Source organism: Enterobacter cancerogenus, from assembly GCF_019047785.1.
GTDB lineage: Bacteria > Pseudomonadota > Gammaproteobacteria > Enterobacterales > Enterobacteriaceae > Enterobacter > Enterobacter cancerogenus.
This window is the reverse complement of sequence record NZ_CP077290.1, coordinates 1,662,304-1,679,554: the sequence shown is the minus strand read 5'-3', so window position 1 is coordinate 1,679,554 and position 17,251 is coordinate 1,662,304. Positions and strand designations below refer to the sequence as shown.

Annotated in this window: 15 protein-coding genes; 10 read left to right on the top strand and 5 right to left on the bottom strand. The window is 56.0% G+C overall.

Translation table 11 applies throughout. The annotated features are described in order from the left end of the window. Window positions 1-3: 3 nt before the first annotated feature. Genes tauB through tauD form a run of 3 tightly spaced genes read left to right on the top strand, consistent with a single transcriptional unit; the run spans window position 4 to window position 2,440 of the window. Complete coding sequence (tauB, locus tag I6L58_RS07930; protein WP_088207874.1) at window positions 4-771, top strand: taurine ABC transporter ATP-binding subunit; 768 nt, start codon at window positions 4-6, stop codon at window positions 769-771. Then, window positions 768-1,595, top strand: coding sequence for a taurine ABC transporter permease TauC (tauC, locus tag I6L58_RS07925; protein WP_088207873.1), 828 nt, complete (start codon window positions 768-770; stop codon window positions 1,593-1,595). The genes tauB and tauC overlap by 4 nt, the downstream gene beginning before the upstream one ends. Then, entirely contained in the window at window positions 1,592-2,440 is an 849-nt protein-coding gene (tauD, locus tag I6L58_RS07920; RefSeq protein WP_088207872.1) for a taurine dioxygenase, read from the top strand. Before tauC ends, tauD begins: the two co-directional genes overlap by 4 nt. Before the next feature lie 101 nt (window positions 2,441-2,541). Here tauD and I6L58_RS07915 read toward each other — a convergent pair whose 3' ends face one another. Both I6L58_RS07915 and hemB read right to left on the bottom strand, forming a co-directional pair. After that, window positions 2,542-4,242 carry a lysophospholipid acyltransferase family protein gene (locus tag I6L58_RS07915; RefSeq protein ID WP_088207871.1) on the bottom strand — a complete coding sequence of 567 codons (1,701 nt, stop codon included), beginning with the start codon at window positions 4,240-4,242 and terminating at the stop codon, window positions 2,542-2,544. A 115-nt stretch (window positions 4,243-4,357) separates the two neighbouring features. Continuing rightward, on the bottom strand, window positions 4,358-5,332 hold the full coding sequence (gene hemB / locus I6L58_RS07910; RefSeq protein WP_042320773.1) for a porphobilinogen synthase: 975 nt from the start codon (window positions 5,330-5,332) through the stop codon (window positions 4,358-4,360). Window positions 5,333-5,763: 431 nt separating this feature from the next. Here hemB and I6L58_RS07905 point away from each other — a divergent pair, with 431 nt between their 5' ends. Beyond that, window positions 5,764-8,598 (top strand): autotransporter outer membrane beta-barrel domain-containing protein, encoded by a 2,835-nt coding sequence (locus I6L58_RS07905; RefSeq protein ID WP_088207870.1) that lies wholly within the window; start codon window positions 5,764-5,766, stop codon window positions 8,596-8,598. Window positions 8,599-8,682: 84 nt separating this feature from the next. After that, a complete protein-coding gene (locus I6L58_RS07900) occupies window positions 8,683-9,309 on the top strand; it encodes a helix-turn-helix domain-containing protein (protein ID WP_006176829.1) in 627 nt (208 codons plus the stop codon). Between the two features lies 1 nt (window position 9,310). Here the strand turns inward: I6L58_RS07900 and ampH are convergent, their stop codons facing one another. After that, the gene (gene ampH / locus I6L58_RS07895; protein ID WP_006176830.1) at window positions 9,311-10,477 is read right to left on the bottom strand and encodes a D-alanyl-D-alanine-carboxypeptidase/endopeptidase AmpH; all 1,167 of its coding nucleotides are present in this window, start codon (window positions 10,475-10,477) and stop codon (window positions 9,311-9,313) included. A gap of 354 nt (window positions 10,478-10,831) precedes the next feature. Between ampH and sbmA the strand changes: the two genes are divergently transcribed. Together sbmA and I6L58_RS07885 are read left to right on the top strand one after the other, a co-directional pair. Further along, window positions 10,832-12,052, top strand: coding sequence for a peptide antibiotic transporter SbmA (gene sbmA / locus I6L58_RS07890; protein ID WP_006176831.1), 1,221 nt, complete (start codon window positions 10,832-10,834; stop codon window positions 12,050-12,052). 14 nt (window positions 12,053-12,066) lie between these two features. Continuing rightward, complete coding sequence (locus I6L58_RS07885) at window positions 12,067-13,164, top strand: DUF1615 domain-containing protein (protein ID WP_088207869.1); 1,098 nt, start codon at window positions 12,067-12,069, stop codon at window positions 13,162-13,164. Here the strand turns inward: I6L58_RS07885 and I6L58_RS07880 are convergent, their stop codons facing one another. Next, a complete protein-coding gene (locus I6L58_RS07880) occupies window positions 13,165-13,467 on the bottom strand; it encodes a YaiY family protein (RefSeq protein ID WP_088207868.1) in 303 nt (100 codons plus the stop codon). A 248-nt stretch (window positions 13,468-13,715) separates the two neighbouring features. Between I6L58_RS07880 and I6L58_RS07875 the strand changes: the two genes are divergently transcribed. Further along, window positions 13,716-13,952 (top strand): DUF2754 family protein, encoded by a 237-nt coding sequence (locus I6L58_RS07875; RefSeq protein WP_088207867.1) that lies wholly within the window; start codon window positions 13,716-13,718, stop codon window positions 13,950-13,952. On the opposite strand, the gene ddlA is transcribed toward I6L58_RS07875, so the two are convergent. Continuing rightward, entirely contained in the window at window positions 13,949-15,049 is a 1,101-nt protein-coding gene (gene ddlA, locus I6L58_RS07870; RefSeq protein ID WP_088207866.1) for a D-alanine--D-alanine ligase, read from the bottom strand. The two genes, I6L58_RS07875 and ddlA, sit on opposite strands and share 4 nt — an antisense overlap. Before the next feature lie 132 nt (window positions 15,050-15,181). Here ddlA and I6L58_RS07865 point away from each other — a divergent pair, with 132 nt between their 5' ends. Together I6L58_RS07865 and I6L58_RS07860 are read left to right on the top strand one after the other, a co-directional pair. Next, window positions 15,182-15,835, top strand: coding sequence for an extensin-like domain-containing protein (locus tag I6L58_RS07865; protein WP_088207920.1), 654 nt, complete (start codon window positions 15,182-15,184; stop codon window positions 15,833-15,835). Between the two features lie 169 nt (window positions 15,836-16,004). Beyond that, window positions 16,005-17,231 (top strand): multidrug efflux MFS transporter, encoded by a 1,227-nt coding sequence (locus tag I6L58_RS07860; RefSeq protein ID WP_042320776.1) that lies wholly within the window; start codon window positions 16,005-16,007, stop codon window positions 17,229-17,231. Window positions 17,232-17,251 lie beyond the last annotated feature (20 nt).

Genomic DNA, 17,251 nt, shown 5'->3' with positions numbered 1-17,251 from the left:
GCCATGCTGACGATAACGAACCTGTCTGCAGATTACGGCGGCAAACCGGCGCTGGAAGAGATTAACCTGACGCTGGACGGCGGTGAACTGCTGGTGGTACTCGGCCCCTCCGGCTGCGGGAAAACCACGCTGCTCAACCTGATCGCCGGATTTGTCCCTTATCAGCGCGGCAGCATTCACCTGGAAGGGAAAAAGGTTGATGGGCCGGGCGCCGAGCGCGGCGTGGTCTTTCAGAATGAAGGCCTGCTTCCCTGGCGAAACGTTCAGGAAAACGTGGCGTTCGGTTTACAGCTGGCGGGAGTCGGGCGCGAACAGCGCCTTGCCACCGCGCGGGAGATGTTGAAAAAAGTCGGGCTTGAGGGCGCTGAAAAACGCTTTATCTGGCAGCTGTCTGGCGGCCAACGTCAGCGCGTCGGCATTGCCAGAGCCTTAGCCGCCAGCCCACAACTGCTCCTGCTCGACGAGCCGTTCGGGGCGCTGGATGCCTTTACCCGCGAGCAGATGCAGACCCTGCTTTTACGCCTGTGGCATGAAACCGGTAAGCAGGTCCTGCTGATCACCCACGATATCGAAGAAGCGGTGTTTATGGCGACCCACCTCGTGCTGCTGTCGCCGGGGCCGGGGCGAGTGGTGGAGCGCCTGTCGCTCGACTTTGCCCGCCGCTTCGTGGCGGGGGAGTCGGTGCGCAGCATCAAGTCCGATCCGCGGTTTATCGAAAAACGTGAATACGTGCTGAGCCGCGTGTTTGAACAGCGGGAGGCGTTCTCATGAGCATCGTTTTCAGTGAAAAAGCGCGCCGCACGCGCCTCGCGTTGCGCTGGCCGTTTTCACATCAGCTCACCCTGAGCGTCGGCACGCTGCTGGTGCTGCTGGTGGCGTGGTGGGCCGTGGCGGCGCAGCAGTGGATCAGCCCGCTGTTCCTGCCGCCGCCGGGACAGGTGCTGGAAAAACTGATCACCATCGCCGGGCCGCAGGGGTTTATGGATGCGACGCTCTGGCAACACTTAGGGGCCAGCCTGGCACGCATTCTGGTCGCGCTGCTGGCGGCGGTGCTGATCGGCGTGCCGGTGGGTATCGCCATGGGGCTAAGCCCGACGGTGCGCGGCATTCTCGACCCGCTGATTGAGCTTTATCGCCCGGTTCCGCCCCTGGCCTATTTGCCGCTGATGGTGATTTGGTTTGGCATTGGTGAAACGTCCAAAATCCTGCTGATTTATCTCGCCATCTTTGCGCCGGTTGCCCTGTCGGCGCTGGCGGGAGTGAAGAGTGCCCAGCAGGTGCGGATCCGCGCGGCGCAATCGCTCGGGGCCAGCCGCGTTCAGGTGCTGCTGTTCGTGATTTTACCCGGCGCGCTGCCGGAGATATTAACCGGGCTACGCATTGGTCTTGGCGTCGGCTGGTCCACGCTGGTGGCGGCAGAGCTTATCGCGGCCACGCGCGGGCTTGGGTTTATGGTGCAGTCGGCGGGTGAGTTTCTGGCGACTGACGTCGTACTGGCGGGGATTGCGGTCATCGCCGCGATCGCCTTTGGATTAGAACTGGGGCTGCGTGCGTTACAGCGCCGCCTGACGCCCTGGCATGGAGAAATACAATGAGTGAACGTTTGATCATTACCCCGCTGGGGCCAAACATCGGGGCGCAGGTCGCTGGCCTGGACGTGACCCGTCCGCTGAGCGATAACCAGTTTGAACAGCTCTACCACGCGGTTCTGCGCCATCAGGTGGTGTTCCTGCGCGAGCAGGCGATCTCGCCCCAGCAGCAGCGGGCGCTGGCTCAGCGCTTCGGCGATCTGCATATCCACCCGGTTTACCCGCATGCGGAAGGCGTCGAGGAGATTATTGTCCTGGACACCCACAACGATAATCCGCCGGATAATGACAACTGGCATACCGACGTCACCTTTATTGAGACGCCGCCCGCCGGGGCGATTCTGGCGGCGAAGCAGCTGCCCGAAACGGGGGGCGATACGCTGTGGGCCAGTGGGATTGCCGCCTTTGAAGCGCTTTCAGCACCGTTCAGGGCGCTACTGAGCGGGCTGCGGGCGGAACATGATTTTAAAAAATCCTTCCAGGAGTACAAGTACCGGAACAGCGACGAGGAGCATCAGCGCTGGCAGGAGGCGGTGGCGAAGCATCCGCCGCTGCTGCATCCGGTGGTGCGCACGCATCCGGTAACGGGCAAACAGGCGCTGTTCGTGAACGAAGGGTTTACCACCCGCATCGTTGACGTGAGCGAAAAGGAGAGTGAGGCGCTGCTGAGCTTCCTGTTCGCGCACATCACCAGACCGGAGTTTCAGGTGCGCTGGCGCTGGCAGGAGAATGACCTCGCTATCTGGGATAACCGCGTCACCCAGCACTATGCGAATGCGGATTATCTGCCACAGCGGCGGATTATGCACCGGGCGACGATTCTGGGGGATAAGCCGTTTTATCGTCCTTGACCCCGCCGCTTGTACACCGTTCTTGCCGGGTGGCGGCGTTGCCTTACCCGGCCTGGGTTTCCTTGCAGGCCCGGTATGCGTAGCGCTACCGGGCAGCGGGGCTAAAGGTGCACCGCGATATAGCGCTGATAACGGTTCGCCTTCAGATAGCACAAATCCACCAGCACCAGCCCGTCAACGCAGTGACCGAACGCCGGATCGCTGCCGAAATCGATAAACTGCACGCCGCCGGGCTCGCACAGCTCTGAATACTGTTTGTAGAGCGGGGGAATGCCGCACCCGAGGTTACCCAGCAGGGATTTCAGCCTGGTCAGATCCTCGGCGTAATCCACGCCGCCAAACTGGGCGAGCACGTCCGGGAGCGATGCCGGATAAGGCTGGCGCGAGGCGGCGAGCGGGTGGCTTGCCGGAAACCAGAGCCGGTAAAACGCCACCAACAGATCCCGCGCGGCGGGCGGCAGCCCGCCAGAAATAGAGACCGGCCCGAAAAGATAGCGGTAGTGCGGATAACGTGCCAGATAGGCACCAATGCCCGACCACAGGTAATCCAGGCCACGCCGTCCCCAGTAGCGCGGCTGGATAAAGCTGCGCCCCAGTTCGATGCCGTGCTCCAGCACCTCTTTCATCTGCTGGTCATAGTGGAACAGGCTGTGGCTGTAGAGTCCCTCCACGCCGCGCTGAGCGATTTGCATCGCCGTGGGCATAAAGCGGTACGCCCCGACGATCTCAAGATCGTCGTCATCCCAGAGGATCAGATGCAGATAGTCATCGTCGTAGCGGTCGGTGTCGCGGCGTTTACCGCTGCCTTCGTCGACCGCGCGAAACGCAATCTCCCGCAAACGACCCAGCTCACGCAATACTGGTGCCTCCTCCTGGCCGTTGCGCTGCCACAGGTAGACGGTTTTGCCATCGCTGGTTTTCCCCAGACATTCGGCCTGCGCCAGCGCGCGCTTCAGGGTGGCCCGGTCTTCCGCTCGGGCGATGGCGCACTGGGTTTTGAAAACGCCCGGCAAGCCCTTGCCAAGACGCATCACGTGCTGACGGCATCGCTCGGCCATCTCACGCGATGAAAGACCGGCGCTAAACCACTGGCTCCAGGCAATCTGCTGGCCGATTGTGATTGGCAGCGTGCTGTGGCGGCGGCGGAACATCTGCTGCATCAGCAAAAGCATCGACAGGGTGGGCGAGACCAGCGTGCTGGCATAGAAGAAAAGGCCGTTGCGCGCCTGAATATGCATCGGCAACAGCGGGGCACGCAGTTTACCGGCCAGTTTGATAAAGCCTGAATGCCATTTTTTATCGCGGATGCCTTTGCGCGTTGGCCGCGACACTTCGCCTGCCGGGAAGAAAATCAGTACGCCGCCGTTGTGCAGATGCTGCTCCATCTGCATCAGCGAGGACTTTGACGTTCTGCCGTTGATGTTATCGACCGGGATGAACAGTGAGCCGAGCGGCTCAAGGTGGGTAAGCAGCCGGTTGGTTACCACTTTCACATCACGACGCACGCGGGAGACGGCGTACATGAGCGCCAGCCCGTCGAGGGTGCCTGTAGGGTGATTTGCAATAATGACGAGCGGACCGTGGTCGGGGATCTGTTCGAGGTCGCGGGCTGAAACGGTGCAGTGAATATCGAGATGCTCCAGAATCTGCTCCACCATATCCAGCCCTTTCAAGTGGCGATGGGCGGCGGCAAATTGCTGGAATTCTTCTTCGTAGAGCAGCTTTTTTAAGAGATTTTTTTGCCAGGGTGCGGGCCTCGCCTGAGGCCAAAGGTCATCGAGAACGCTATCGAGACTAAACATAGTCACTCCTCCTGCCGTCTTGCAAAGACAGTAGAAGGGGGAGATGTCGGTGGTATTGCAGTTTGGTGACGTTATGACGAGCACCCCCTCCCCCCGAAGGGAGAGGGGATGAGGATTAACGCAGAATGTTCTTCTCGGCCAGATCCAGCGCGAAATAGCTGAAGATCAGATCCGCGCCCGCGCGTTTGATCGCGCCGAGGCTTTCCAGGATCACTTTCTCTTCATCTATGGCACCCGCCTGGGCGGCAAACTTGATCATCGCGTATTCGCCGCTGACCTGATAGGCACCCAGCGGCAGCTCGGTGCGCTCGCGGATATCGCGCAGGATATCGAGGTACGCGCCAGCGGGTTTGACCATCAGGCAGTCCGCGCCCTGCGCTTCGTCGAGCAGCGATTCACGGATCGCTTCGCGACGGTTGAGCGGGTTCATCTGGTAGGTTTTACGATCGCCTTTCAGGGCGGTACCGGCTGCTTCACGGAACGGGCCATAGAAAGACGAGGCAAATTTGGTGGAGTAGGACATGATGGCGGTGTCGGTAAAGCCCGCGGCATCAAGCGCCTGGCGGATAGCCTGCACCTGGCCGTCCATCGCAGCGGAAGGCGCGATGAAGTCTGCACCCGCAGCGGCTGCCACTACCGCCTGTTTACCGAGGTTCAACAGGGTTGCATCGTTATCCACGCCGTGGTCGCACAGCACGCCGCAGTGGCCGTGAGAGGTGTATTCACAGAAACAGGTGTCGGACATGACGATCATCTCCGGCACGGCGTCCTTACAGATGCGGGACATACGGGCAACCAGGCCATCTTCTTTCCAGGCATCGCTGCCGGTAGCATCGGTGTGGTGGGAGATCCCAAAGGTCATTACCGAGCGGATCCCCGCCCGGGCAATGCGTTCGATCTCGCGTGCCAGATGTTTTTCGGGAATGCGCATCACGCCCGGCATAGCGTCGATGGCTTTGTAGTCATCGATCTCTTCTTCAACAAAAATCGGCAACACCAGATCGTTTAAGGTCAGTGTTGTCTCTTCAAACATAGCGCGCAGTGCAGGTGACTTGCGCAGGCGACGGGGACGAGCAATTAAATCGGTCATGATATGCCTGACGTTTGTGGAACAAAGAGGGTAAGTTTACCTGAAAGTGAGGAGGGGCGTTTTACTAAAGTGGGCTTTTTGTTTTTAGCGCCCGACCGCGCGGTGGAGAACATGGGCGAGGGATAAAAGAAAGTCTGAATAATTTGTATTATATCTATATTAGATAAATTATATAATTAATAATGATCTATTTTAATTTTTTATATTTTCAATATTTATGGGATTTATCTCTAACGCGCTGTTTTTATAATATTTATCTAGAGTATTTGGCCTCTCAAGGTTATTCTCTTCGTTATTTGTCTGTATACGGACTTAATGGAATCATTCATTGAACCTTTTCGAAGTGCAACTGCATAATTCCCTCCGCAATAAAATATTGCTATATGGTTTGATGGAAAAACTTGCTTACGTCCCTGAGGAGGGATGACCCAATGCAAACATGGAAAAAGAAACTGGTTGTATCTCAACTGGCATTAGCCTGCACCGTGGCGATCGCTTCTCAGGCAAATGCGAAAGATATTTCCGGCACAACGTTTAATACGTTTGGATATGATAATACGGCCACGACGCCATGGTATTATGGCTATGCCGACTGGGATTACTCCGGGGCGGCACACGATGGCGACATCTATCCTGTTATCAAAAAATCGACGGTCAACGGCGTTATTTCAACCTATTACCTGGATGATGGTGCGAATGGCCGTGCGAATGCGCTGAGCATTTCTAACAGTACCATTAACGGTATGATCACCTCGAAGTGCATGACCTCCACCTGCGCTGACGGTATGGATACTGACGGCACGGCACATGCGCAATATGACCGTTTCAGCCTGACCGTCGATAATTCCACGATCAATGATACCTACGAACACTACGCTTATGATGTGGTAACCGGAGAGACCAGCGAAACGCATTATCTGGACACTTACGATATGGGTAATGCAATTACCCTGGACGTGGAGTCAGATATTGTTATCCAGAATAATTCTCACGTTGCAGGTATTACCCTGACGCAGGGTTATCAAAACCTGGATAACACGCCTTACGACAATGAAACGGGCGTGGCGAACAACAGCAATGTGTTCACCGATACGCTGGTGGTGAAAGACTCTGTTCTGACCTCTGGCGCCTACAGCGACCTGGGCAAAAGCGGCTTCTACGGTCAGACTGCGAAGCCGAGCGATTACGGCGAAACTAACCCGACATGGGCTGATGATGCAGTGCCGGATGATGCAGTGCCGGATGATGCAGCGCTGGATGATGCAGCGCTGGATGATGCAGCGCTGATTGTGGCCGCTGGCGCGTCTGACAACGCCATGCAGACCACGGCGACGTTCGATCGCTCCACCATTACCGGCGATATCCTCTTCGCCAGTACCTTTGATAACAACTTCTACGAGAAGGGCGACCCGGCAACCGATACCACCGAAGACGGTGTGTATAACCCAACCACCAACGGCTGGGATGGTACCGATAAACTGGACGTCACGCTGACGAACGGCAGCAAGTGGGTAGGTGCAGCGCAATCCAGCGTTGAGGCTATCGGCGCCTCTGATATGTACGGTCAGGGTTATAACAACGTTGACTGGAAAGCGCTCTCCCCGAACAGCATCTGGCCTGACTCTACCTTCGACAGCAACGGCCACGTTGCGGGTGAAGAGGTGTATCAGAGCGGTCTGTTCAACGTGATGCTGGACAACGGTTCCGAGTGGGATACCCGCAAGGTCTCTAACATCGACAAGCTGGCGGTGAATAATCACTCTCAGGTTAACGTTGAAAACTCCGGCCTGCTGGCCGACTCCATCACCCTGACTAACGCGTCTACCCTGAACGTGGGCGATAGCGGTGCTGTGGCAACCGATAGCCTGTATCTGGACAGCGATAGCCGTGCAGCGCTGACGGAAGAAACGGCAGACCTCTACGCCAACACCATCACCGTGGATAACGGCGCTGAGCTGGCGCTGGGTCTGGGCCAGGTTGATACCCATAACATGGTGCTGACCGATGGTGGCGTGCTGAACGTGGCCAGCCGTGATTACGTGCTGAATTCCGATCTGAACAACGCTCGCTATATTACTAACGATAAGAGCAAAGCGGAATACGACCACGGCGTCGTGGCGATGAACTCTGACGGCCACTTAGCCGTAAACGGAGATGTCGCAGGTAACTACAGCGTGCGTATCGACGATGCGACCGGTGCAGGTTCCGTTGCGGACTACAAAAACAAAGAAATTATTCGCGTTTACGACAATAACGCGGGGACCAGCGCAAGCTTTACGGCGGCAAACAAAGCCGATCTGGGTGCTTATACTTACCAGGCACAGCAGAAAGGCGACACCGTGGTTCTGCAGCAGAAAGAGCTGACCGACTCCGCTAACATGGCGCTGAGCATTCCTTCTGCGAACACCAATATCTGGAACCTGCAGCAGGACACCGTAGGCACGCGTCTGACCAACAGCCGTCATGGCCTGGCCGATAACGGCGGTGCCTGGGTGAGCTACTTTGGCGGTAACTTTGACGGGGATAATGGCGACATTAGCTACGATCAGGACGTCAGCGGCATTATGGTCGGTCTGGATACCCAGATTGATGGCAATAATGCGAAGTGGATTGTCGGCGGCGCGGCTGGTTTCGCGAAGGGTGACATCAGCGATCGTACCGGTCAGGTTGATCAGGATAGCCAGACTGCGATGATCTACGCATCGGCGAAGTTTGCTAACGATGTGTTCCTCGACAGCTCCCTGAACTATACCCGCTTCAATAGCGACCTCTCTGCTAACATGAGCAATGGTCAGTACGTTGACGGGAATACCACGACCGATGCCGTAGGCTTTGGCCTGAAGCTGGGTTATGACTGGAAACCAAATCTGTCTGGTTACGTCACGCCGTATGCGGCCGTGTCTGGCCTGTTCCAGTCTGGCGATGATTACCAGCTGAGCAACGATATGCGTATCGATGGTCAATCCTACGATAGCCTGCGCTACGAAGCGGGTATTGATGCGGGTTACACCTTCAATTACGGTGGTGAGCAGGCGCTGACGCCTTACTTCAAACTGGCGTACGTCTACGACGATGCCAACAACAGTGCCGATGTTAATAACGACAACATCGACAATGGTGTGAAGGGCTCTGCCGTCCGCGTTGGTTTAGGCACGCAGTTCAGCTTCACCAAAAACTTCAGTACCTATACTGATGCAACCTATCTGGGCGGCGGCGACGTTGACCAGAACTGGGGCGCTAACCTGGGTGTGAAATATACCTGGTAACATCTGAAAAGCGGGGATTTCTTTCCCCGCTTTTTCTTTAGACAAAATCACAGAACCGACATATACAGATGACTTGAGGTCTGCATGAACGTTGATGCTAAACCACTTTCTGAATTAAGCCGGCTCGAACAGTGCCTGAAAGTCGATGGAACGCCTTTTAAAACTGCGAAGCAGCAACGCATTTCACAGAATGTCTCTGGCGAAGAACCCTACACCTTCGTAATACAAAGCGGCATTATAGAAATTTACCGTCAGTCAGATGAATTACTGATTGGCATTGCAAGGGCACCGTTTATTTTTGGTTTGACCGCTGGAATGAATGATAACCTAAAAGAATATATTATGGTCACGCAGACGCCGTGTTCAGGATTTTATTTACCCGCCGTAACGGCCCGCCAACGTATTCAGCAAGAATATCTTTGGCGTGAAGCATTCGGCTGGTTATCCTGGGTGAATTATATTCTTGCGAAACGCGATATGCAGCTGGTTGGTAATAATTCGTATAGCCAGATCCGCGCCATGCTCATGGAAATGGCCGAATGGGATGAAACCCTGCGTTCAAAAATAGGCGTAATGAATCATATTCAGCGAAGTACGCGAATTTCCCGTTCCGTTGTTGCGGAAATACTCGCCGCGCTACGCCGGGGAAATTATATTAATATGAGCCGGGGCAAACTGGTTAGCGTCAACCGTTTGCCCACGGAATATTAAATCAGTTAGACGCAGTAAGTACCTGCGCTTTGTTGGCGCTCAATTCAGCCACTAAATTATTGATACCATCACTCATATTGACGAACCTCGTGTTCGGAGAGCGGGTGACCACCACAAAAGCGCCAACGTTGGATTGCGGGATCATCGCCATATAGGTAATGAACCCGCCACCGCCGCCCGTTTTTTGAATAATACCGGGACGACCGTCTTTCGGCGCCATATAGACCCAACCCATTCCAAGCGCATCGGCTTTACCCGGCACGTCCATACCGATTACGCGGTGCAGCTGTGCACGCTTATACATCAGCGTCTGCATACGGTCAGCCTGGCTGCTGCGCGAGTAGAAATCAGAAGAGAGGAACTGCTGCATCCAGCGCATCATATCCCCTGGCGTGGAATAAACCCCGCCGCTACCGATTGCCGCCAGCGTGTTGTTACACGGACTGGCACCTTTCTCGGCGACCATCAGGCGACCGCACTGGTCAGGAGAGGGGGTAAAGGTGGTGTCCTTCATGCCCAACGGACGCGTTATCTGCTCTTCAAACAGCTGCGTGTACGGTTTGCCCGAGGCCGTGGATAACGCATCGGCAAGAAGATCAAACGCAAGGTTAGAATAAGACGCCTGTGACCCCGGCGCGGCTTTCAGCGTCGCGGTGCTCAGGTAATTCCAGCGCTGTTCGCGGGTAGGCCAGACGAATACAGGACGATGGGGGGCACCGCCCGGCTGTTCACGCGGAAGCGCACTGGTATGGGTAGCCAGGTTGACCAGCGTAATCGGCGCACCCTGATACGTCGGCACGCGCGCGCCGGGTGGCGCATATTTGCTGAGCGGATCGTCGAGCTTCACCACGCCCTGATCGAGCAGTTTCACCAGCAATTCGCTGGTCATCAGCTTGGTCAGGGACGCAATGCGGATCACGGAATCGAGCTGCGGGTGGACGTTATTGCCCGGACGCGTTTCGCCAAAGCTGCGAAACACGCGCTGGTTACCGTCGATAACCACCATCGCCATACCCGTTGCACCGCTGCCGTAGTAGATCAGATTTGCATAGCGATCGGCAATATCAGAGGCCAGAACAGGTGCCGTCAGCGGCTGGACTGCCTGAGCGTGAGCGGTGGACAGCGTTAGCGCACACAGCGCGGCAAGAGTAAGCAGACAACGTTTCAACGAAAAGCATCCATGAAGTGAATTAATACGGTAATGGGTATTTATACTACTAAACGACACGGCGCAATGGCCCGAATAGCATAACCATAGCGAGAAAAACGTAACCATGGGTAAATAAGCGCAATTTTACTGCGGCGCGTCTCCCATTTTGTGACGTCAGGCTTATGATAGTGGCCGGTCAGAGGGGGCGGGGTTTGAAACGCACCGAAACAATTCTCATCAACGCCGATGCGAACTAATATTCACCCGTTGGGTCTGACCATTTTGCCTCCGCTATGAGATGGGCGCAGGCAAGGTTTTCGTGTGGTGATTTACTGAACGTAGCAACAGCCATAACAACAAGAAGGAAGCATCATGTTTAAGTCTTTTTTCCCAAAGCCGGGGCCGTTTTTTTTGTCGGCATTTATTTGGGCAATTCTTGCCGTCATTTTTTGGCAGGCAGGCGGCGGCGCATGGCTGTCGCATCTGATCGGCGCAACGAAGGACGTGCCGATTAGCGCCGCGCGATTCTGGTCGCTGAGCTATCTGCTTTTTTATGCCTATTACGCGCTCTGCGTCGGTATTTTCGCGCTGTTCTGGTTTATCTATTCGCCGCATCGCTGGCAGTACTGGTCGATTCTCGGCACCGCGCTCATCATCTTTGTGACCTGGTTTCTGGTTGAGGTGGGCGTGGCGGTTAACGCCTGGTATGCCCCATTCTACGATCTCATCCAGACCGCGCTCAGCTCGCCGCACAAGGTCTCGATAAACCAGTTCTACCACGAGGTGGGGATCTTCCTCGGCATTGCCCTGATTGCGGTCATTATTGGCGTCATGAACAACTTCTTCGTCAGCCACTACGTTTTCCGCTGGCGTACCGCGATGAACGAACACTATATGGCGCACTGGCAGCACCTGCGCCATATCGAAGGTGCCGCGCAGCGTGTGCAGGAAGACACCATGCGTTTTGCCTCTACGCTGGAAGATATGGGCGTGAGCTTTATCAACGCCATTATGACCCTGATCGCCTTCCTGCCGGTGCTGGTCACCCTCTCGGCGCACGTTCCGGACCTGCCGATTGTCGGCCATCTGCCGTACGGGCTGGTGATTGCGGCGATCGTCTGGTCGCTGATGGGAACGGGCCTGCTGGCGGTCGTCGGGATCAAGCTGCCGGGCCTGGAGTTTAAAAACCAGCGCGTAGAAGCAGCCTACCGTAAAGAGCTGGTGTATGGCGAAGATGATGCCAATCGCGCGTCGCCGCCTACCGTGCGCGAGCTTTTTGGTGCGGTGCGCAGAAACTACTTCCGCCTCTATTTCCACTATATGTATTTCAATATCGCCCGTATTCTTTACCTGCAGGTCGATAATGTTTTCGGTTTGTTCCTGCTGTTCCCGTCAATCGTAGCGGGTACGATAACGCTCGGTCTGATGACGCAGATCACCAACGTTTTCGGTCAGGTACGCGGTTCGTTCCAGTATTTGATCAGCTCATGGACTACGCTGGTGGAGCTGATGTCCATTTATAAACGTTTACGCAGCTTCGAACGCGAGCTGGACGATAAAGAACTGCAGGACGTTACCCCTACTTTAGGTTAATACAGGAAGTTGCTATGCCATTTGCCGTACCGCGTGCGTTACCGCTGTCCTTACTCGCTGCCTTCGTGCTGGCGGGTTGTGCTGAGAAAGGGGCCGAGCCGCTCAAGAAAGGCGAGAAGCCCGTGGATGTGGCGAGCGTGGTGCGGCAAAAAATGCCTGCCAGCGTGAATGATCGCAATCAGTGGGCCGATGCGCTGGCAAAAACCTTTGAGAGCCAGAAGATCGCCCCTACCGAGGCGAACATCTGCTCGGTGCTGGCGGTTGCGCAGCAGGAGTCGATGTACCAGTCAGACCCGGCAGTGCCCGGGCTGAACAAAATTGCCTGGAAAGAGATCGACCGGCGCGCCGAATCGATGCATATCCCGGTGTTCCTGGTCCATACCGCCCTCAAAATCACCTCGCCGAACGGCAAAAGCTACAGCGAGCGGCTGGATACGGTCAAAACCGAGAAGCAGCTGAGCGCTATCTTTGATGATTTCATCAATATGGTGCCGATGGGCCAGACGCTGTTTGGCTCGCTTAACCCGGTGCATACCGGCGGGCCGATGCAGGTCAGCATTGCGTTTGCGGAAAAACATACCGATGGATACCCGTGGAAAATCGACGGTACGGTGCGTCAGGAAGTGTTCTCCCTGCGGGGCGGGCTGTGGTTTGGCACCTATCATCTGCTGAACTATCCCGCGAACTATGACGAACCGCTCTATCGCTTCGCGGACTTCAACGCGGGATGGTACGCCAGCCGCAACGCGGCTTTCCAGAATGCGGTGAGCCGTGCGAGCGGCGTTAAGCTGGCGCTGGACGGCGACCTTATCGCCTACGGTAGCAGCGAAGCCGGAACCACGGAGCGGGCGGTGCGCAAGCTCTCCGCCAAACTGGGCATGAGCGACAGCGACATTCGTCGTCAACTGGAAAAGGGTGACAGCCTGGCGTTTGAGAAAACCGAACTCTATCAGCAGGTCTTTGCGCTGGCCGAGCGGAAAAACGGGAAAGCTTTACCAAGAGCTATGCTGCCGGGCATTCAGCTTGAAAGCCCGAAGATCACGCGTAACCTCACGACGGCCTGGTTTGCCAAACGTGTGGACGATCGACGGGCGCGCTGTATGGGGCTGTAATCAGCGACGATGACGCCAGCGGATGACGAGTGCGATTGCGCCCAACACCATGCAACCCGTGAGGAAGGGGATAAGCCCAAAAACGGTGCTTACGCCAAAGCCGATCTCTACGCGCGGGCGTCCGCTGTCCTGAACCTGCATCAGATGTTCATACACGCCTGGCGCATGGACCAGCATATTCAATAGCTGCGATCCGGCCCAGAAGCAGAACAGCACGAAGAGCGCGTAAGCGATATTACCCGGCGTTGAGGTTTTTGGTTGTTTACCGCCAAAAATCGGTTTCGACAATGTAAAATCAGCCATAACGACCTCCCACAATATCACCCAGTTCAGAAATAGGTCTTACAAGGTGAGTTTGACAGGTCATAACATTTGTCAATATCAGAATCGTGGTAATTTACGCCAGGGAATCCTCCTGGATTGATGAATTCTGCAGCGCATCACAGATTTATGACTTAGGTGAAATTTGCGCTCGTTTCAGAATTTCCGCATCCGCCACAGACCTGGCCGCAAAACTGTGAGAGGATGATATTTTTCCTGCCGGAGCTGCCATGAAACTCACTTCTAAACTACGCCGTGACTGGCACTACTATGCCTTTGCGATTGGGCTGATCTTTATTCTTAACGGTGTGGTGGGCCTGCTCGGGTTCGAGGCGAAAGGCTGGCAAACCTATGCGGTCGGGCTGGTGACGTGGGTGATCGGTTTCTGGCTGGCGGGGTTGATTATCCGCCGCCGTCCGGAAGAGACGACAGCGGAAGAGGCGGAAACGGCAAAGCGGAACGATTAACCGTTTACCGAGCTTTTAAGAGCGCTGTCGGCCGCGTGACGCTCCAGCGCCAGTTCCAGCAGACGAGTAATCAGATCCGGATAGCTAAGCCCGCTGGCCTGCCATAACTTCGGATACATGCTGATGTTGGTAAAGCCCGGCAGCGTGTTGATTTCGTTAATCACCACGTCATTGTCTGGGGTAAGAAACACGTCGACGCGCGCCATACCGCTGCAACCCAGCGCCTGATAGGCTTCAACGGCGATCGCGCGGATCTTATCGTTGATAGCCGGATCAAGAACCGCCGGGACCACCACCTGCGCGCCTTGGTCATCAATGTATTTGGTGTCGTAAGAGTAAAAGTCACTGTTTAACACCACTTCGCCGCAGGTGCTGGCCTGCGGGAAATCATTGCCCAGCACGGCGCATTCGATTTCACGGCCTTTAATTCCCTGCTCAACCACCACCTTATGGTCAAATTCAAATGCCAGGCGAACCGCCTCGGTATACTGGGTTTCGCTGGACACTTTACTTACGCCAACGGAAGAGCCCTGATTTGCCGGCTTAACGAACAGCGGCAGGCCCAGTTGGGCCGAGAGTTGGGCAAAGGTATAGCTTTCGCGATTAGCGCGCGTCAGGGTGACAAACGGCGCAATATTCAGTCCGGCGTCGCGCAGCAGCCGCTTGGTCATATCTTTATCCATGCAGGCGGCGGAGCCGAGTACGTCAGAGCCGACAAACGGCAGGTTAGCCATGCGCAGCATGCCCTGCAGCGAGCCATCTTCGCCCAGCGTGCCGTGCACAATCGGGAATACCACGTCAATCTGGGCCAGCGCCTGCGCATTTCCGGCATTGATAAATTGTCCCTGAACGACGCCAGGTACGGTAGCAACGCTGATTTCAGAAGGGTTTAAGGCGATGTGCGCCGGATCGTCAGCATTTAACAGATACTGGCTGGCATCGTTAACGTGCCACTGGCCCTGTTTATCAATGCCCAGCAGCACCACGTCGAAGCGGTTTTTATCAATTGCGTCGACGATATTTTTGGCCGATTGCAATGAAACCTCGTGCTCTGCTGATTTTCCCCCAAAGACAATACCTACGCGCTGCTTTGCCATTTCACTCTCTTCCAGTCTGACGAAAAGCCCATAACATACCACGATGCCCGGCGGGTTTCGCGGCCTTCTGCCATAATGTTTTAACCCGCGTCAGGAGGATATGTGAAAGGAATAAAATGGCTGATTTGTATCATGATTGTGGCTGCTGTGACGGTGGGCTACCGCTGGTTGCCGTCATGGTACAACCCGTTTGCGCCTCTTACTCTTGACGATCCGCCGGGCAAGATAACCCAGTTTAAACTGCGCCGTTTAACGCCCGAGGCCTGCGAGACTTTGTTATCGGAGGCCAACGACAGAAAGCTCATCCGCTCGCAGCCGGTTGCCGACAGTGCGGGAGAGTGCCCTCTCAGCAACGTCGTGCGCGTGCGCAGCTTTGGCCCGGTCAGCCTGAGCGGCAGCTTTTTAGCCAGCTGTCCGCTGGCGCTCAGCTCCGCGTTATTTGTTAGTCAGCAGGCTCGCCCGCTCACGAAACAGTTTATGGGCGCAGAACTGACACGCATCGATCATCTGGGGAGCTTCGCCTGCCGCAATATCTATCATCGTGCGGACGCGCGACGCAGCGAGCACGCCACGGCCGACGCGCTGGATATCAGCGCGTTTCGTCTGGCAGATGGCCAGCGGGTAACCATCCTCAGCGGGTGGCGTTCAGCCCGTACCCAGCCCTGGCTTAAGGCGCTGCTGGCGGCAAGCTGCGGCTACTATGGCAATGGCCTCGGCCCGGAATATAACGCCGCCCACGCCAACCATTTTCATCTTGGAATGCGCGGGTATGGACTCTGCCGTTGAAGCATAATCCTCCGCCAAAAACGGTATGATTTGTGACTTGTTTCACAAATATGATGACTGGGAAGATAAAACACCAAAGTCGATCGGGCCGCATCTCTCGCGCTACGTGACCTGGCGTAACTTGCTAATCTACAGGCGAATTCGCCTAAAAATGAAGACTGCCTCTGTTATGGAATCGTGGAAAGTTAACCTTATATCGGTCTGGTTCGGCTGCTTTTTTACCGGGCTTGCCATTAGCCAGATCCTGCCGTTCCTGCCGCTGTATGTTGCCCAGCTCGGGGTTTCATCCCATGAAGCCCTGTCGATGTGGTCAGGCCTGACGTTCAGCGTCACCTTTCTGGTCTCCGCGATTGTCTCGCCCATGTGGGGCAGCCTGGCGGATCGCAAAGGGCGTAAGCTCATGCTGCTGCGCGCCTCGCTGGGGATGGCAATCGCTATTCTGCTACAGGCCTTTGCCACCAACGTCTGGCAGCTGTTTATTCTGCGCGCGATTATGGGGCTCACCTCCGGCTATATCCCTAACGCGATGGCGCTGGTGGCCTCGCAGGTCCCGCGCGAACGCAGCGGGTGGGCGCTGAGCACGCTGTCTACCGCACAGATAAGCGGCGTGATTGGCGGGCCGCTGATGGGGGGCTTTCTGGCGGACCACGTTGGCCTGCGCGCGGTCTTCTTTATTACCGCCATTTTGCTGGTGGTCAGTTTTCTGGTTACGCTGTTTCTCATCAAAGAGGGCGGGCGTCCGGTTGTCAGTAAAGCTGAGCGCCTGAGCGGCAAGGCGGTCTTTGCGTCGCTTCCCTATCCGGGGCTGATGATTAGCCTCTTCGTCACCACCATGGTGATCCAGCTGTGTAACGGCTCCGTCGGGCCGATCCTGGCGCTGTTTATCAAATCGATGGCACCAGACAGTAACAACATCGCTTTTCTCAGTGGGATGATTGCGGCCGTACCGGGCGTCTCTGCGCTGATCTCCGCGCCGCGCCTCGGGAAACTGGGAGACAGGATCGGCACGGCGCGCATTTTGATGGCGACGCTCATCTTTGCGGTCGTGCTGTTTTTTGCCATGTCGTTCGTCACCTCGCCGTTCCAGCTCGGCGTGCTGCGTTTCCTGCTCGGGTTTGCCGATGGGGCCATGCTCCCGGCGGTGCAGACGCTGCTGGTGAAATATTCCAGTGACCAGGTCACCGGGCGTATTTTTGGATACAACCAGTCGTTTATGTATTTGGGCAACGTGGCCGGCCCGCTTATCGGGGCGTCAGTTTCCGCAATGGCCGGGTTCCGGTGGGTTTTCGCCGCCACGGCTGTCGTGGTGCTGCTGAATATTATTCAGCTCGCTATTGCCTTGCGTCGCCGCAGACAAATAGCCGAGGCAAAGTCAGCACGATTATCAAAAGGCTGATGTATTATATATTCTTATGT

What these genes read in the sequence shown, in the direction of transcription:
- tauB (WP_088207874.1), top strand. Translation starts at nt 4, where the DNA reads ATGCTGACGATAACGAACCTGTCTGCAGATTACGGCGGCAAACCGGCG.
- tauC (WP_088207873.1), top strand. Translation starts at nt 768, where the DNA reads ATGAGCATCGTTTTCAGTGAAAAAGCGCGCCGCACGCGCCTCGCGTTG.
- tauD (WP_088207872.1), top strand. Translation starts at nt 1,592, where the DNA reads ATGAGTGAACGTTTGATCATTACCCCGCTGGGGCCAAACATCGGGGCG.
- I6L58_RS07915 (WP_088207871.1), bottom strand. Translation starts at nt 4,242, where the DNA reads ATGTTTAGTCTCGATAGCGTTCTCGATGACCTTTGGCCTCAGGCGAGG.
- hemB (WP_042320773.1), bottom strand. Translation starts at nt 5,332, where the DNA reads ATGACCGATTTAATTGCTCGTCCCCGTCGCCTGCGCAAGTCACCTGCA.
- I6L58_RS07905 (WP_088207870.1), top strand. Translation starts at nt 5,764, where the DNA reads ATGCAAACATGGAAAAAGAAACTGGTTGTATCTCAACTGGCATTAGCC.
- I6L58_RS07900 (WP_006176829.1), top strand. Translation starts at nt 8,683, where the DNA reads ATGAACGTTGATGCTAAACCACTTTCTGAATTAAGCCGGCTCGAACAG.
- sbmA (WP_006176831.1), top strand. Translation starts at nt 10,832, where the DNA reads ATGTTTAAGTCTTTTTTCCCAAAGCCGGGGCCGTTTTTTTTGTCGGCA.
- I6L58_RS07885 (WP_088207869.1), top strand. Translation starts at nt 12,067, where the DNA reads ATGCCATTTGCCGTACCGCGTGCGTTACCGCTGTCCTTACTCGCTGCC.
- I6L58_RS07880 (WP_088207868.1), bottom strand. Translation starts at nt 13,467, where the DNA reads ATGGCTGATTTTACATTGTCGAAACCGATTTTTGGCGGTAAACAACCA.
- I6L58_RS07875 (WP_088207867.1), top strand. Translation starts at nt 13,716, where the DNA reads ATGAAACTCACTTCTAAACTACGCCGTGACTGGCACTACTATGCCTTT.
- ddlA (WP_088207866.1), bottom strand. Translation starts at nt 15,049, where the DNA reads ATGGCAAAGCAGCGCGTAGGTATTGTCTTTGGGGGAAAATCAGCAGAG.
- I6L58_RS07865 (WP_088207920.1), top strand. Translation starts at nt 15,182, where the DNA reads ATGATTGTGGCTGCTGTGACGGTGGGCTACCGCTGGTTGCCGTCATGG.
- I6L58_RS07860 (WP_042320776.1), top strand. Translation starts at nt 16,005, where the DNA reads ATGGAATCGTGGAAAGTTAACCTTATATCGGTCTGGTTCGGCTGCTTT.